At 62.1% G+C, this 14,942-nt stretch carries 14 protein-coding genes and 1 pseudogene; 2 read left to right on the top strand and 13 right to left on the bottom strand.

Annotated features, from left to right (window positions below; all coding sequences use genetic code 11):
* From AC1DH9_RS14875 to AC1DH9_RS14840, 8 genes and pseudogenes are all read right to left on the bottom strand, one after another.
* Positions 1-112, bottom strand: a pseudogene (locus AC1DH9_RS14875) (NADH:ubiquinone oxidoreductase subunit N); the annotation flags it as partial.
* Between the two features lie 68 nt (positions 113-180).
* Complete coding sequence (locus AC1DH9_RS14870) at positions 181-1,629, bottom strand: efflux transporter outer membrane subunit (protein WP_427545048.1); 1,449 nt, start codon at positions 1,627-1,629, stop codon at positions 181-183.
* Positions 1,626-2,516, bottom strand: coding sequence for an efflux RND transporter periplasmic adaptor subunit (locus AC1DH9_RS14865; RefSeq protein ID WP_145022418.1), 891 nt, complete (start codon positions 2,514-2,516; stop codon positions 1,626-1,628). Before AC1DH9_RS14865 ends, AC1DH9_RS14870 begins: the two co-directional genes overlap by 4 nt.
* Positions 2,513-2,722, bottom strand: coding sequence for a DUF1656 domain-containing protein (locus AC1DH9_RS14860; protein ID WP_017478036.1), 210 nt, complete (start codon positions 2,720-2,722; stop codon positions 2,513-2,515). Before AC1DH9_RS14860 ends, AC1DH9_RS14865 begins: the two co-directional genes overlap by 4 nt.
* The gene (locus tag AC1DH9_RS14855) at positions 2,719-4,797 is read right to left on the bottom strand and encodes an FUSC family protein (RefSeq protein WP_477808350.1); all 2,079 of its coding nucleotides are present in this window, start codon (positions 4,795-4,797) and stop codon (positions 2,719-2,721) included. The genes AC1DH9_RS14860 and AC1DH9_RS14855 overlap by 4 nt, the downstream gene beginning before the upstream one ends.
* Complete coding sequence (locus AC1DH9_RS14850) at positions 4,794-5,225, bottom strand: MarR family winged helix-turn-helix transcriptional regulator (protein WP_477806073.1); 432 nt, start codon at positions 5,223-5,225, stop codon at positions 4,794-4,796. Before AC1DH9_RS14850 ends, AC1DH9_RS14855 begins: the two co-directional genes overlap by 4 nt.
* A 362-nt stretch (positions 5,226-5,587) precedes the next feature.
* On the bottom strand, positions 5,588-5,833 hold the full coding sequence (locus AC1DH9_RS14845) for a DUF2789 domain-containing protein (RefSeq protein ID WP_427545053.1): 246 nt from the start codon (positions 5,831-5,833) through the stop codon (positions 5,588-5,590).
* 139 nt (positions 5,834-5,972) lie between these two features.
* Entirely contained in the window at positions 5,973-6,404 is a 432-nt protein-coding gene (locus tag AC1DH9_RS14840) for an aminoacyl-tRNA deacylase (RefSeq protein ID WP_477808351.1), read from the bottom strand.
* 56 nt (positions 6,405-6,460) lie between these two features.
* Here AC1DH9_RS14840 and AC1DH9_RS14835 point away from each other — a divergent pair, with 56 nt between their 5' ends.
* Positions 6,461-6,997: an NfeD family protein gene (locus AC1DH9_RS14835; protein WP_054595017.1), complete on the top strand. Its 537-nt coding sequence runs from the start codon at positions 6,461-6,463 to the stop codon at positions 6,995-6,997.
* Between the two features lie 2 nt (positions 6,998-6,999).
* On the top strand, positions 7,000-7,758 hold the full coding sequence (locus AC1DH9_RS14830) for a slipin family protein (RefSeq protein ID WP_477808349.1): 759 nt from the start codon (positions 7,000-7,002) through the stop codon (positions 7,756-7,758).
* A 150-nt stretch (positions 7,759-7,908) separates the two neighbouring features.
* On the opposite strand, the gene AC1DH9_RS14825 is transcribed toward AC1DH9_RS14830, so the two are convergent.
* The 5 genes from AC1DH9_RS14825 to AC1DH9_RS14805 all read right to left on the bottom strand — a co-directional run.
* Positions 7,909-8,865, bottom strand: coding sequence for a sulfotransferase family protein (locus tag AC1DH9_RS14825; RefSeq protein WP_427545057.1), 957 nt, complete (start codon positions 8,863-8,865; stop codon positions 7,909-7,911).
* The gene (locus AC1DH9_RS14820) at positions 8,853-9,644 is read right to left on the bottom strand and encodes an aspartyl/asparaginyl beta-hydroxylase domain-containing protein (RefSeq protein WP_427545059.1); all 792 of its coding nucleotides are present in this window, start codon (positions 9,642-9,644) and stop codon (positions 8,853-8,855) included. The genes AC1DH9_RS14825 and AC1DH9_RS14820 overlap by 13 nt, the downstream gene beginning before the upstream one ends.
* Complete coding sequence (cysC, locus tag AC1DH9_RS14815) at positions 9,641-10,246, bottom strand: adenylyl-sulfate kinase (protein ID WP_427545061.1); 606 nt, start codon at positions 10,244-10,246, stop codon at positions 9,641-9,643. Before cysC ends, AC1DH9_RS14820 begins: the two co-directional genes overlap by 4 nt.
* Complete coding sequence (locus tag AC1DH9_RS14810) at positions 10,230-11,744, bottom strand: TolC family protein (RefSeq protein WP_427545063.1); 1,515 nt, start codon at positions 11,742-11,744, stop codon at positions 10,230-10,232. Before AC1DH9_RS14810 ends, cysC begins: the two co-directional genes overlap by 17 nt.
* A 42-nt stretch (positions 11,745-11,786) precedes the next feature.
* A partial coding sequence (locus AC1DH9_RS14805) for an Ig-like domain-containing protein (protein ID WP_477808348.1) occupies positions 11,787-14,942 on the bottom strand: 3,156 nt, incomplete at its 5' end.

The raw sequence follows: 14,942 nt of genomic DNA, 5'->3' as shown, positions 1-14,942 counted from the left end.
TCTGGTGCGTCAGCATCACGCCATAAAAATACGTAGCCGAAAGCAGCACCAGCGCGACAATTGCGCACCAGAAGCCGGGAGCATAAGGGTTTTTCATTATTGGAATCCCCATGACCAATGCGAGCTTTGACTGCCGGACCCGCCTGTGCAGACCCGACATCTAAAAGCATAGCAACGGCCTCAGGGTTTCGTTGGCTGTGAACCTTGCGTTCGTCCGCTTTCCCAACCGCCGCCCAGCGCCAGGAACAAATCGATCTGGCTCATGGCGACCTGAGTATTGGCGGTCGCCACCTGCGCACGCACATCGGTGTAGGTGCGGGTCGCCTGTAAATCGGCGAGGAACGACGCTCGACCGGCCTGGAAGAAGCGGTGCGTCTGGTCCGCCGCCAGCTGCGCCGATTGCTCGGCATCGACCAAGGCATCGCGGCGCTGCAACAGCGCGGAATACTGCGCCAGACTGGTCTGGGTTTCGCGGATCGCGTTCAACACCACCCCGTCAAAGTGCGCCAGCGCGCCTTGGGTCGCCGCTTCAGCCTCACGCACCCGTGCCCGGGAGCCGTTGGACGGCACTGTCCAGGTCAGCAACGGGCCGAAACCCCAGCGATTGGTTTGCGGTTGGCCAAGGTGATCGAGAATACCCACGGTGCCGACGGTCGCGCCGATGCTGATATCCGGGTAAAGCGCACCGGTCGCAACGCCGATGTCCGCCGTCGCGGCCGCCAGCTGACGTTCGGCCTGGCGCACATCCGGTCGCCGTTTGAGCAAGGTGGCACCGTCACCGACCGGCAACAATTGCGCAATCTTTGGCAGCTCGTGACAACTGCTGGTCCCCGCGGGTAATTGATCCACCGGTTTGGCCAACAGCATCGACAAACGGAACAGCCCGGCCTGACGGGCGGCTTCATAGCGCGGCATGTCGGCGCGCAGGGATTTGAACTGGGTTTGCGAACGGGTGACCTGGGTTTCGTCGCCGCGCCCGGCATCGCGCAGCCGCTGAGTCAGCGCGGTGCTCTGGCCTTGCAGGTCCAGTGAGTGCTCGGCGATATCACGCTCTTCGTTGGCCGCGCAGACTTGGGTATACGCGCGCACGACGTCGGCGACCAGGGTGATGCGTGCGGTGTCCGCTGCGGCTTGCGTCGCATCGGCATTGGCCTTCGCCGCTTCGATGCCGCGCTGCAACGTGCCAAACAGATCGAATTGATAAGACGTGGTGAGGCCGATGTCACCGACATTGGCCACTGGAACCTTTTCCGGTATCAGAAACGCCTCGCCAGACTCCTGCAAGCGCTGGGCACCCACCTTCACGCCACCGCTCCAGCCGCCCGCCGACTCGGCTTGTTCGACCCGGGCACGGGCGCGTGACAGGTTGGCTGCCGCCACCCGCAAATCGGTGTTGGTGGCCATGGCCTGGCGCACCAGCTCATCCAGACGCGGGTCCTGGTACAACCGCCACCAGTCGCCCGGCACCGGCGCCGAGACCACATTTTTTCCATGCGCAGTCAGATCGCCCTGAAAGTCCGCGCGGTGCACCGCTGCCTCTTCAGGCAAATGGTAATCCGGGCCCACCACCTGACAGGCCGACAGCAGCAAGCCGAGACCGGCCGTCGCTAAACAGGTGGCCGCTTTCATTGCTCCGGCTCCTGCTCAGGCTTGTCGCCGATGATCGATACGGTCGCAGTACGCCCGGCAATCATGCGGAAATCTGCCGGCACATCATCGAAGGCAATCCGCACTGGAATCCGCTGTGCCAACCGCACCCAGCTGAACGCCGGATTAACGTTGGGCAGCAGGTTCGAACCGCTGCTGCGGTCACGGTCTTCAATGCCGGCGACGATACTTTCGACGTGCCCGCGCAGCCGTGCACGGTCGCCAATCACGCGGATATCGACACCTTGGCCGACGTGAATGCCGTCGAGTTTGGTTTCTTCGAAATARCCGTCGATGTGGAAGGAATTGCTGTCCACCACCGACAACACCGGACGCCCGGCGGTAACGAACTCCTGAGTACGCGGTGCGCGGTCGTTGACGTAACCGTCCACCGGGCTGCGGATTACCGAGCGGTCGAGGTTGAGCTGGGCGCTGTCCACCGACACCTGGGCCTCGGACAACGCCACCTCGGCGCGGGCCACGCGGGACTGGCTTTCTTCCAGTTGCTCGCCCGGCACCAGATTGCCCAGGCCACGGTTGCGCTTGGCTTCACGTTGCGCCTGAGCCAGGGTTTCCTGACGGTCGGCGACCGCGGCCTTAGCCTGGCGCAGCGCCAGTTTGAAACGGTCCTGGTCGATGCTGAACAGCACCTGGCCGCGCTTCACCGGTTGGTTGTCACGCACTTCCACTTGCTGGATCAGCCCGGAAACGTCCGGGGCGATCTGCACGATATCCGCACGAATGTGCCCGTCGCGGGTCCACGGAGCGAACATGTAATACATCACCATGCGCCAGACCACGACGACCGCAAAGGTCACCACCAACAGGGTCAACACCACACGGCCAAGGGTCAAAATAGGTTTTTTCATGTCATCAGGTATCGACTGAGTGAGTCCACGGCGCCGAGCAGCAAGGCGTAAAGACCAACGTTGAACAATGCCCGGTGCCAGACCAGACGATAAAAGTGCAGGCGCGTCAGCAACCCGTGCACCACCAGGTACAGCACGTACGTAATACCCATCAGCACCAGCAACGTGGGCAGGAACACCCCGCTGATGTCCAGATCACCGATCATAAAGGCGCTCCATCGATACCTTGGGGAAACGGTTCATCGGTCTCGTTACCGATGAACTCCACGCCCGGCAACAGCGCCAGACGCAGACCAGCGAGGGCGTGCAGCAGGTGCAGGCGGGTTTCGCCGTCACCTTCCAGGCCTTGGCCATTGAGGGCGCGCCGGGTGCGATCCAGCGTCATCAGCAACGGCGCTGGCGCCGGCAAGCGTTCACCAGCCTTGAGACAGGCCTTGAAGTACTCACCGACCTCGGCCACCACCTGCCGCAGCAAGACGTTCGGTCCCCCTTGCACCCGTGGCGCGTACGCCAGCAAGTCCAGCAGGTTCAGCGCCACGCGCACTTCGCGCAGCGCCACGCCGGTGTCCTGACCGGTCATCGCCAGGCGCGGCAAATGCTGCATCAGCCGATCGAGCATCTGCACACCCAAGTGCCGGTGTTCAGCGAGGTTCGCCGGCTCGGTCATGCCGACAATGTCGCGCCAGCTGAAACGGGTCAGACGCTTGGCCGCCAGCTCCGAACCGAAGGGCCGCGCCACCAGGGTCCAGATAAAGGCAAACAACAAGCCCATGGGCCCGGCGAGGTTGGAGTTGGCGAAGCTCAAAAAGTCCGCGTCGTAGGCGCCCTGAATGCTGATAAACGACGAGGTGTTGACGATGGTCAGCAGCATGCCGAGGTAGAAGCGCGGCTGTACGGTCAGGGTGCCGACGCAGATAAACGGCACGGCGAACGCCAGCACCAGCATCGGAAAGTCATGCAGGTTTGGCAGGATCAAAAACAGGTAGAGGCTGGCGAACAGCACCGACATCGCGGTCCAGAAAAAGAATCGGTAAATCTGCGGTGCCGGGTCGTCCATCGCCGCAAAAAAGCTGCACGCCACTGCCGCCAGAATCACCGCGCTGCCACCGTCGGTCCAGCCAAGCAGAATCCACAGCACCGAGGCGACGATGATCGCCAGCACGGTCGATGCCGCCGAATAGAGCATCAGCCCACGGTCGAGAAAAGGTGTCAGCCGGCCCAGCCGCCAATGACGGTAGACCGCACGCCAGTTGTCCTGGCTGTCGCAGCGAATCGCTTCTTGCAGGCTGCGCAGGTCTTGCCACAAATCGATCCATTCGCCGAGGCGATACAGCGCGTTGGAAAACAGCAATTGCTTGCGATCATCCAGCGCTTCGGCACTMGGTTGCAGGGCTTCAAGTTGAGCGCGCAGGGCTTGCCAGTGCTCGACCGAAGCGTCTGTGCGGTCGAGCCACTCAACAGTCGCGGCCAGCAGCGGCGCGAACTTGTCCACAAGTTCAGGTGTGCGCCGCTGCAAGGCGTACAGCGCATCGTCCAGCGCATCCACCACCGGCAGCAGGTGAATCATCCGTCCGCGCAGTTCTTTGATGTTGCGCACGGTTTGCGGCCGCGCACCTTCGTGGGGTAACTGGCCGATCATCAACTCCAGGGAGTTGAACGTGGCGACCATCGAGGCGCGCAGGGTGCTGACTTCTTCGGGCTGCACATTGCGGGTCAGGAAGCGCTGGCTGTAGGTCACCGCCTCGCTGAACCACTTGCTCACCGCATCATCGAACACCGGCGCCAGTCGCCGGGGCCAGAACATACTGCCAACCACCGCTGCGCAGACGATGCCGAGGAAGATCTCTTCGGTCCGCGCTTCCGCCACATCCCATATCGCCAACGGGTTATCCACCACCGGCAGGGCGATCAGCGGCAAGGTGTAGCCGGCGAGCATCAGCGCGTAGTTATTGGCGGTGCGCAAATGCATCGACAGAAACAGCAGGGTGCCGGTCCACAGCGCGATGACCAGCACCAGCACATACGGGCTCTGGACGAACATCGGCACAAACAGCAACGCCGCTGCTGCCCCGGTCAAGGTGCCGATGGCGCGGTACAGGGCCTTGGAACTGGTCGGCCCGACGAACGGGCTGGAAACGATGTACACCGTGGCCATCGCCCAATACGGACGCGGCATTTGCATGAGCATGGCGATGTACAGCGCGATCATCGACGCGGCGAAGGTGCGCACGCCGTAAAACCAGTCGCGGGCCKGCGGTATACCGCTAAAAAATCCGTTCAAGAGGGGGTCACCGGTAACTGCTGCTCTGCCGTCTCGAATGCGCGAATCACCCGCAGCGCGGCTTCAAGATCCGCTGGATCGATGCCTTCAAGCACCACACGGCGCAAGCGCACCAACTCGGCTTCCACCGCTTGCACCAACTCACGGCCGGTCTCGGTCAGACTCAGGCACTTGGCGCGACGATCAAGAGGATCTTCAGTGCGGCAGACATACCCGGACTGGCACAACTGATCGAGCAAACGCACCAGCGACGGGCTCTCCATCCCCGCCGCCTGCGCCACCGTCACCTGCCGCACACCCTCGCCCAGCCGCCCGATCATCAACAACGGGACCGCGCAGGCTTCGGAAATGCCGTAGTTGACCAGCGTGGTCTGGCAGATTTTCCGCCAATGCCGCGCGGCCACCACCATGGTACTGCTGATGTTCATCTGAAGGGCGTCGAGGGTCGCGAGCAGGCTCGCTCCCACATGGATTGCGGGCAACCACAGGTTTTGCACTTGCCCTCAGGACCACCTTTCCAGCCCATCGCGCAATGACACGTACGCGGCGTTGATCAAGCGGTAGAAGTCTTTGTCATTGAGATCGCGAAGGGTGATCGAGGTGAGGGTTTCCAGCAGATCGGTGCCGATGCGCGGCGACAGGTCGAACTATAGGGGGGGCGTTTCGGTGTTCGCAACCGAGCGGACGAGCTTCGGAATTTTCTTCAGGCCTATTAGCCCATTCGTACGCCGAAAGCCTGGATAGCCTTGAGTGCAAAGGATTCAGGCATTCTGCGAACTGTCAGATTTTTTTACACCCCCCGCCCCTTCCTCAACAACACATCCAGCTGATCCACCACTTCCGCCCAGTCGGCATCGTCGAGGATGTCCTCGCGCAGGAAATCCGCCTGGCTCTTGGTCCAGAAAAACGCATCGGCCAGGTGCAACTCGGGTTTGAGCGGTGAGTGGGTGGCGATGAATTTGTCGATGCTTTCGGCGTCGTCGGGCAGGCCGAGTTGTTTGAACAGGTTGGGGAGGCTGTGGGTAGGTGATTCCATGGGAATTGGCTCCTGGGTTTTTAGAGGGTCGGGGGAGTGCTGCGCAGTCCATCGCGGGCAAGCCACGCTCCCACACACGGCGGTTCCTGTGGGAGCCTGGTGCCCGCGATGGCGGCGGTGCATTCACCGCCAATAATGGCTACTGACTCAGTTCGCACACCTCGGCATGAGGCACCATTTTCAGGTACTGGTCCATGCTCAAGTGCACGAGGTTGTTGTGGTTGCCGGCTTCGACGTAGATCTCTTTCTGACGGGTCAGCATCGGGTCGATGACCATGTCCAGGCCATAGGATTCGCCCAGGGCCGGAACAGCGCCGCGTTCACAGTCGTTGAACAGGTGGKCCAGGGTGCTTTCGCGGGTGACTTGCCATTCACCGCTGCCACGCACTTTGGTCAGGTCCAGATGTCGGCTGGCGGGCAACACGGCCATCAGGTAGTGGCCGTGATGGTCGTCGAGGATCACCGATTTCGCCACGCGCTCAGCGGGAATGCCCGCCACCCTGGCGGTTTCCAGGCTGCTGGCCGAATGCGGGTGAGAGACTACGTCGAATTCGCAGTGCGCCTCTTCCAGACTATAAGCAGGGCCACCGTGTGGCTCGCGGACGGATGACTCTCCTGGAGGGTCAAGTGAACACTCGCTGGTGGTATGTGGTTGCATTGTTGTTGGGTTTGAGCGGATCGGCTTTCGCGACAGATACGGTTGTGGTGGTCGTCCCCAACCCGCTCGGCGTCTGGCTGATGATGGTGGGTATTGCGCTGCTCGTGGCGGAGGTGGTGCTGCCCAATTACGGTGTGGTCGGGCTGGGCGGCATCACCATGTTCGTGATCGGCGCGGTGATGGTGAGCAATGCCGATGTCCCTGCGCCACTGATCATCGGTCTTGGACTGATCAGCGCCCTGCTGTTGATCGCCCTGCTGTTCCACGCGCTGAAAACCCGACCGCGCCATATTGTCAGTGGCGATGCCGGGCTGCTTGGCAGCGTCACGCAGGTGACTGCGTTGCAGGGTCACAATACGCATAAGGGCTGGGTGCATTTGCAAGGTGAACGCTGGCAGGTGCACTGCAAGACACCCTTGCATTCCGGGCAACGGGTGCGAGTGGTGGCACGCAAGGGAACGCTGCTGGAAGTGGCCGCGGCTGACGCGGCGCCGCAAGGAGAATGATCATGGGTCTGCAACTGGGTTTTGCCGCGCTGTTGGTGCTGCTGATTGCACTGGCAGRGTCGACCTTTCGCATCTTGCGCGAATACGAGCGTGGGGTGGTGTTCCAGCTTGGACGCTTCTGGCAGGTCAAGGGCCCGGGGCTGATCCTGTTGATTCCGGTGGTGCAGCAAATGGTTCGGGTCGATCTGCGGACCGTGGTGCTCGACGTACCGCCGCAAGACGTGATCACCCGCGACAACGTCTCGGTGAAGGTCAATGCCGTGTTGTACTTCCGTGTGCTTGACTCGCAGAAAGCGATCATCCAGGTCGAAGACTTCCTCATGGCCACCAGCCAACTGGCGCAAACCACTTTGCGGGCAGTGCTCGGTAAACATGAACTGGACGAATTACTGGCCGAGCGCGAACGCTTGAACTTCGACGTCCAGCAAGTGCTGGATGCCCAGACGGATGCCTGGGGAATCAAGGTCGCCAACGTCGAGATCAAGCACGTCGACCTTAACGAATCGATGATCCGCGCGATCGCCAAACAGGCCGAAGCCGAACGTGAACGGCGGGCGAAAGTGATCCACGCCGAAGGTGAGTTGCAGGCCTCGGAAAAACTCATGCAAGCCGCCGAAATGCTCGGTCGCCAGCCCGGCGCCATGCAGTTGCGTTACATGCAGACCCTGAGCTTGATTGCCGGCGACAAGAGTTCGACCATTGTCTTCCCGCTACCGATCGAATTGCTCAAGGGCATGGCGGATTTGTCGTCGAAGAGCTGAGCGAATGATGCTGAAGGAAAATGACGCTCCTCCCTGTAGCAGCTGCCGCAGGCTGCGTTCGGCCGTGCAGCGGTCGTAAACATTCCTTCAGGTAGACCGAGTGAATCGGATTACGAGCGCTGCGCACTCGAACGCAGCCTGCGGCAGCTGCTACAGGGGATAGGCGGCGAGCCTTGATTTCTCAAGCGTCTCGTAAGGCCCTCGCGCCCAACGCTCTACGCCCGCTATGAGCTGCGCCGAGGCTTCTTGTTGTTTGCCTTCGCTGTCGGCCACAAACGTTTCGGCCGGTTGTTTGGCGTGCTGACTCACGGCGCTGAACACTTGGGTTCGCTGCTCGGCATTCAGCGCAAAAAACCTGGCCAAACGCCCCTCCATGGCGCCCGGCAACTCACGATAGTTGACCGCCAGCCCGGCAAATTCGTGGCAATGTTCAGCGCCCAGTTGCAGCAGTTTGCCCAAGCGTCGAGCGATGAAGTCTTCTCGCCCCTCGAATGCGGCCCCATCGTCCAATGCGCTGGCGCCGATTAGCCCTGGCACCATGTGCAGGCCCGGGCGGCGCAGGTGGGAAACGGCGATTTCCAGCGGATCGCGGTAGACAAACAGCCAGGGCGTTTCAGGAAAGCACTCGCGCAACCGCTTCAGCTCACCGATGTTCCAGGCGTCCAGTTTGATCACCAGGCGTTGTTCCACACCTCGGCGCGGCTGGCCATAGGCCGAGAGCAAACCGCGAATCGCCGCGTCGCGTTCCGCAGGCGGCAGTGCGCTGCGCAGCAGGGTATCCAGTGGCGGTGGTTCGGAAATGACGATGTGGTTATCGAGTTGCGCCAACATCTGGCTGATCAGCGTCGAGCCACAGCGCGAGGCGTGAAAAATGAATGCGCTCGGCGCCAGCCCCGGGCTGATCGTCTGCCAATCACTCAGCACGCTCAGCGGCGTTTGACGGCGGAAGGCCTGGTTGAATGGCAGGCGCAGCGCCTCCTCCACCGCATCGCGGAAAAACGGCTGTCGCAACGGCTGATCACCAAACCAGCACCAATCGACCCACCACTCCCCGGCCTGCTGCCAGACCCGGATCGGCAACCAGCCGTCGAGGTTCAGGCGCTCCATTGTTCGTTCCATTGGCGACGGCCATTGCGCATCGCCGCACGCAGCTCTTCACGGGAAAACGCCAGGCCGCGCTCGGCAGCCAGCTTCAGGGTGGTGGCGATAAAGACTTCGCTGTCGGTCACGCCTTGCAAGATCCGGCAAAGCTGCGGATCGCTTTCCAGCAGCCGTCGAAACTGTGCCAGCGCTTGCGCTGCATGACCGACACCAGGCGCCGGCGTGGTTGAAACGCCCTCGACAATCGCCTGTTCCAACCAAGGGTTGGGCCTGCAATCGATCACCAGATGCACCCGCTCGCGGCGGTCGCGATTGTCGACGCTGTGGGGCCGCGACAAGTCGAGAAACCAGCATTCGCCGGCCTCCATCGGCATACGCAAACCGTCGAGCAGAAAGTCGACGTTCGGTGGGCTGAGCAACGGAATATGCAACCGCAGATCGGCCTCTGGCCCCTCAAGATCGTAGTCGCGGTGCTCGTGAATCCGACTACCGGGCCCCAGCTTCAGCAATCTTGCCGAGACGATGTCCAACGATAATTCCTGCAATGCACGCTGCCATCGACCATCGAGCAGCCACGGCGCTCGCAACACCGGTTTTCCATGGCCAGGGGATAACTCCGTCAGCGCGTCAACCGCGCTGATCAGCGCCACACCGCTCCAGTCGCCGCTGAAATAGTGGCTGTTGAAATGGCTATGCCAATCGCTGTCTTTGATTTGCGCCAATGCCTGCAACAGCAACGACAGAGACACCGTCACCGGCAGGCGGGAAAACGCCGGCCGAGTCATCGGTTCGCAAGCACCGCGGATTCGCCGAGCCAGGTCAGTAAGCGGTCGAGGCAGGCGTCCACCGACAGCACGCCGGTGTCGAGCACCAATGCCGCCGACGCAGGTGGCTCGTAAGGTGCGGAGATACCGGTGAAGCCCGGCAGTTCACCGCTGCGCGCACGGGCGTAATGACCTTTCGGATCACGCTGCTCGCACACGTTGAGCGAAGCACTGCACCAGACTTCGCGGTAGTCCTCACCCAAGCGCTGGGCGAAGACTTCTCGCAGTTCAACCAACGGCGCAATCATCGCCAAAATAACGATCTGCCCATTCTCCACCAGCAACGCTGCGACCTCGCTGGCGCGGCGAATGTTTTCCTGACGATCCTTGTCGGCAAACCCGAGGTCGCGATTGAGCCCGACCCGCAGTCCATCGCCATCGAGCACCAGGCTGTGCACGCCGCGTTCGAACAACGCGGCGTGCAGCGCCTGGGCCAGGGTCGACTTGCCTGCCGCCGGTAAACCGGTCAGCAGGATCGCCGCTCCGCGATGGCCCTGGCGCTCTTCGCGTTGCGCCCGGCTGATGCTGGCTGTGGGCGCCAGCAGATTACTTGGGCTGGACATGGGCTGGCGGCACGCTGATGTTGCCGGCGGCCCACGCATCCTCGCGGCTGGCCAGTGCGGTGGCGATCGACTGCACCTGGGTCGATTGCACCTGATCCGGCAACGGATCGAGCCCGGCGCTGGCGAAGATCTGCCCGTAAGCGTTACGCAAATCGGCGTACGACAGGTCGCGACGCAGGTCGGCTTGCAGGGTGTTCAGTTCGCCCTGGATCAGCTCCAGTTCGCCGATGCCCGCGGCCTGATGACGGTTACGCAACTGGCCAAGAATCTGCCCGTCGATGTTCGACAGCTGCTGGTTGGTCTCGAACTGGCGTAGCGCTTCGCGGTAGTTGGCGTTGGCCACGTAGAGCTGCGCCAGCACCGCGATCGACATTGCCTGACGGCGTGCCTTGGCCACTTCTTCACCGGCCTTGGCCACGTCGATGGCCGCCGGGGCGGAAATCACGTTGAACAGGTTCCAGGTGATTTTTACCCCGTAGTCGGCCCACTTGTCGTTGACCAGAAACGAGTTGCTGTCGTAATGCCCGCCAGCCGAGAGTTCCAGCCCCGGCAGCAGCCGCAGCATGGCTTTACGGGTTTCGGCGGTGCTGATGCGCGTCTGATAATCCTGCTCGCGCAGTTCCGGACGGCTGGCCAGGGCCTCTTGCTCAAGGCTGGCCATGCCGACCTTGAGCTCCGGAATCGGATAATCCTCCGGTGTCGCCAACGTCAACTCGGTGCCCATCGGCAGGTTGATCAGGGTCGCCAGTTCGGTTTTCGCCAGCGACAGTGCCCGCCGCTGTTCTTCAAGCTGGCGCGTGGCTTCGATCAACGAACGCTGATACCCCAAGGCCTGCACCGGGTCGCCGATGCGCTGCTCGCTCATGCTCTGGCTGTTGTTGCGCGCGGCATCGACCCGGGCCATCAGGCTGTCGATCTGCTTGAGCAGGCGTTCAGCAGCCACCGCTCGCCAATAAGCCGAGCGCACGTCCTGAACGATGGTGTTGATGACCTTGCGCCGGCGTTCCTGAACGATCAGCCGTTGATCGCCCTGCTGCTTGGCATTGATGTAGCTGACGCCGAAGTCGAGGACGTTCCAGACCATGGTCAGGTCGGCGACCCTGCGATCGCGGTCCTGGGAGGTCGAGGGTTCGAGGGACTGGGTGCCGGTGCGCACGCTCTGGCTGCTGGAGCCGCTGGTGTTGTTGCGCCCGACGTAACCGGCGTCCAGGGCCATGCGCGGCAGCATGTCGAAGCTGGCGAGGTCGAGTTGGCGCTTGGCCAACGCCTCTTCCATGATCTTCAACCGGCCTTCAAGGTTGTACTTCACGGCACGGGCCATGGCTTGATGCAGCGTCAGTGGGCCGCTAAGGGGCTCCTGATCCTTGTACATGCTCGCCAGATCGCTTCTGGCGCGCTGCTCGCTGACACTGCGTTCAATCGGCTCACTGGTTACCGCACATCCGCTGATTGCCAGCGCCAGCAAGCTGGCGCCGAATAGTTTCTGACTTTTCTTCATCCTTGGACCGCCCCTAGGTACCGCACAATTTCAGGTTTTTAATCAGGCCTGCATTTCGCTGATGCCGACCTGTTGCAACGCTGCAGCCAACGCCTGGACCTGCTGCTTCTCGGCGTTTTCAAGTTGTTGAAGTTGCTCGCCCAAGGTCAGTGCACCATAGCCACCGTGCAGGCCTTGAGCGGCATTGCCGCTGTGCTGGATCGACTTGTCGCCGAACGCATTGAACGAACTGTCGCCATTGCCCGACTCATGGCTGAACAGACTCGACAGCGTGCTGCTGCCAAACACCCCGCCATCACCCCCGCCAAAACCCAGGAAACCGTGAGCGGAACCATTCCCGCCGCTGTCGCTGCTGGTGAACACCTGAGCGATATAGCTGGGGCTCAGTGCGCCACGATTGATGAAAATATCCCCCAGTGGACGGATGCCATCGCCCAATACCCGCTGTTCGAACAGCGGCGCAAAGGTCAGCGGCGAGCCGAGATTACCGGTCGGCGGTGTGAAGACAATCGGCTGCAACGGCACGTTCGGAGGACTTTGCGGCAGTGCCGGGTCGCTGACCGAGACCACGACGGCCGGCACCGTGTTGATGGTGAAATTGTTGGAGATCGCGACACTGGCGCCCGCGTTCCCGGCGCGGTCGGTCACGTTGCGGGTGTCCAGCCCGATGAAATTGGTCGCATCGTTGATGTTGGCCGCCGGGGTCAGGGTGGCGGTCCAGGTCTTGCCGCCGTTGCTGCTGATCAGGTTGGTGAGGGTGCCATTGGCCACGCTGAGGTCGGACAAATCGAAATGCTTCACCGCCTCGCTGAAGCTGAAGGTCACTTGCGAGGTCTGGCCAACGCCCAGGTTCGGGTTGGCGACGACGATGGTCGCGGTGGGGCGATCACTGTCCAGGGCGTAGTTGTTGGAGATGGCCAGTCCCGTCCCGGCATTGCCCGCAGCGTCATTGACGTTACTGTTGTCGAGCACAATCAGGTTGGTCGCGTCGGTCACGTTCGCCGTCGGCGTGAACGTCGCGGTCCAGGTCTTGCCTCCGTCACTGCTGGCCAGGTTGGACAGCGTACCGTTGGTCACGCTCAGATCGGACAGGTCGAAACCGGTCACCGCTTCGCTGAAGGTGATGGTCACCCCCGAGGTCTGGCCGATGCCCAGCAGCGGTTTGGCAACGACGATGGTCCCGGTAGGCCGGTCGGCATCGAGCACGTAGTTATTGGACAGGCTTACGGTGCTGCCCGCGTTACCGGCGCTGTCCTGCACATTGGCGGTGTCGAGCACGATCTGGTTGGTGGCATCGTTGACCGCGGCGGTCGGCGTCAGGGTCGCCGTCCAGGTCTTGCCGCCGTCGCTGCTCAGCAAATTGGACAATGTGCCATTGGCCACGCTGAGGTCGGACAGATCGAAACCAGTGACCGTCTCACTGAAGGTGATGGTCACCTGTGAGGTCTGGCCAATGCCCAGCAGCGGATTGGCCACCACAATGCTTGCCGTTGGACGTTGCGTGTCGATGGCGTAGTTGTTCGAGTCGGTGGTGCCCACACCAACGTTGCCAGAGGCGTTCTGCACCCCCGTGTTGTCCAGGGTGATCAGGTTGGTGGTGTCGGTGATATTCGCGGCCGGGGTGAATGTGGCCGTCCAGGTAATACCGCCATCGCTTGAACTGACCGCGCTCAACGTACCGTTGGCAATCGTCAGGTCGGCGTTGGTGAAGCCGGTGACCGCCTCGGAGAAGGTGATGGTCACCAGTGACGTTTCACCGATATTCAAGGCGTTGTCRGCCACCACGATGGTCGCGGTCGGCCGCTGGGTATCGATGGTGAAGTTGCCCGAGTCGGTGGTGCCGCTGCCCGCATTACCGGCCAAGTCAGCCACGCCGGTGTTGGCCAGGGTAATCAGGTTGGTCRTGTCTTTTATGCCGGTGGTCGGGGTGAAGGTGGCGGTCCAGGTGATGCCGCCGTCGCTGCTGCTGACGTTGGTCAGGGTGCCGTTGGGCACGCTCAGGTCGCTGTTGTCGAACCCCGTCACCGCTTCGCTGAAGGTGATGGTCACCAACGACGTTTCACCAGCCGTGAGAGTACCGTCAGCTACAACGATGGTCGCGGTCGGGCGCACGGTGTCGATCACGTAGTTGTTCGAGTCGGTGGTCCCGCTACCGGCGTTGCCGGCCAGRTCGGCGATCCCGGTGTTGTCCAGGGTGATCAGGTTGGTCGCGTCGGTGGTGCTGGCGCTCGGGGTAAAGGTCGCGGTCCAGGTGATCCCGCCATCGCTGCTGCTCACCGCACTCAGCGTACCGTTGGCAATCGTCAGGTCGGCGTTGGTGAAGCCGGTCACCGCCTCGGAGAAGGTGATGGTCACCAACGAGGTGTCACCGATTTTCAAGGCATTGTCCGCGACCACGATGGTCGCCGTCGGACGCTGGGTATCGATCGCGTAGTTGTTGGAATCGGTGGTGCCGCTGCCAACGTTACCAGAGCCATTCTGCACACCGGTATTGTCCAGGGTGATCAGATTGGTGGTGTCAGTGATGCTCGCGGTCGGGGTAAAGGTCGCGGTCCAGGTGATGCCGCCATCGCTGCTGCTGACGGCGCTCAGCGTGCCGTTGGCAATCGTCAGGTCGGCGTTGGTGAAGCCGGTCACCGCCTCGCTGAAGGTGATGGTCACCAGTGACGTTTCACCGATATTCAAGGCGTTGTCCGCGACCACGATGGTCGCCGTCGGACGCACGGTGTCGATGGTGAAGTTGGCGGAATCGGTGGTGCCGCTACCGGCGTTACCGGCCAGGTCGGCCACGCCGGTGTTGGCCAAGGTAATCAGGTTGGTGGTGTCTTTTATGCCGGCAGTCGGGGTGAAGGTGGCGGTCCAGGTGATCCCGCCATCACTGGAACTGACGCTGGTCAGGGTGCCGTTGGGCACGCTGAGGTCACTGTTGTCGAAACCGGTCACTGCCTCGGAGAAGGTGATGGTCACCAGCGACGTCTGCCCGGCTGCCAGCGTTGGCGAGGCGACCACGATGGTCGCGGTCGGGCGCTGACTATCGATCGCGTAAGTATTGGAATCGGTGGTCGCGGCACCGGCATTACCGGCCAGGTCGGCAATCCCGGTGTTGTCCAGGGTGATCACGTTGCCGCTGTGGGTGACGCCGTTCACCGGCGTCAGCGTGGCGGTCCAGGTGATACCGCCATCACTGCTGCTCACCGC

The sequence above is a fragment of the Pseudomonas sp. 05T35 genome, assembly GCF_056396605.1.
Note: the sequence above shows the minus strand (reverse complement) of the source record. Positions and strands in the feature narration are given on the sequence as shown.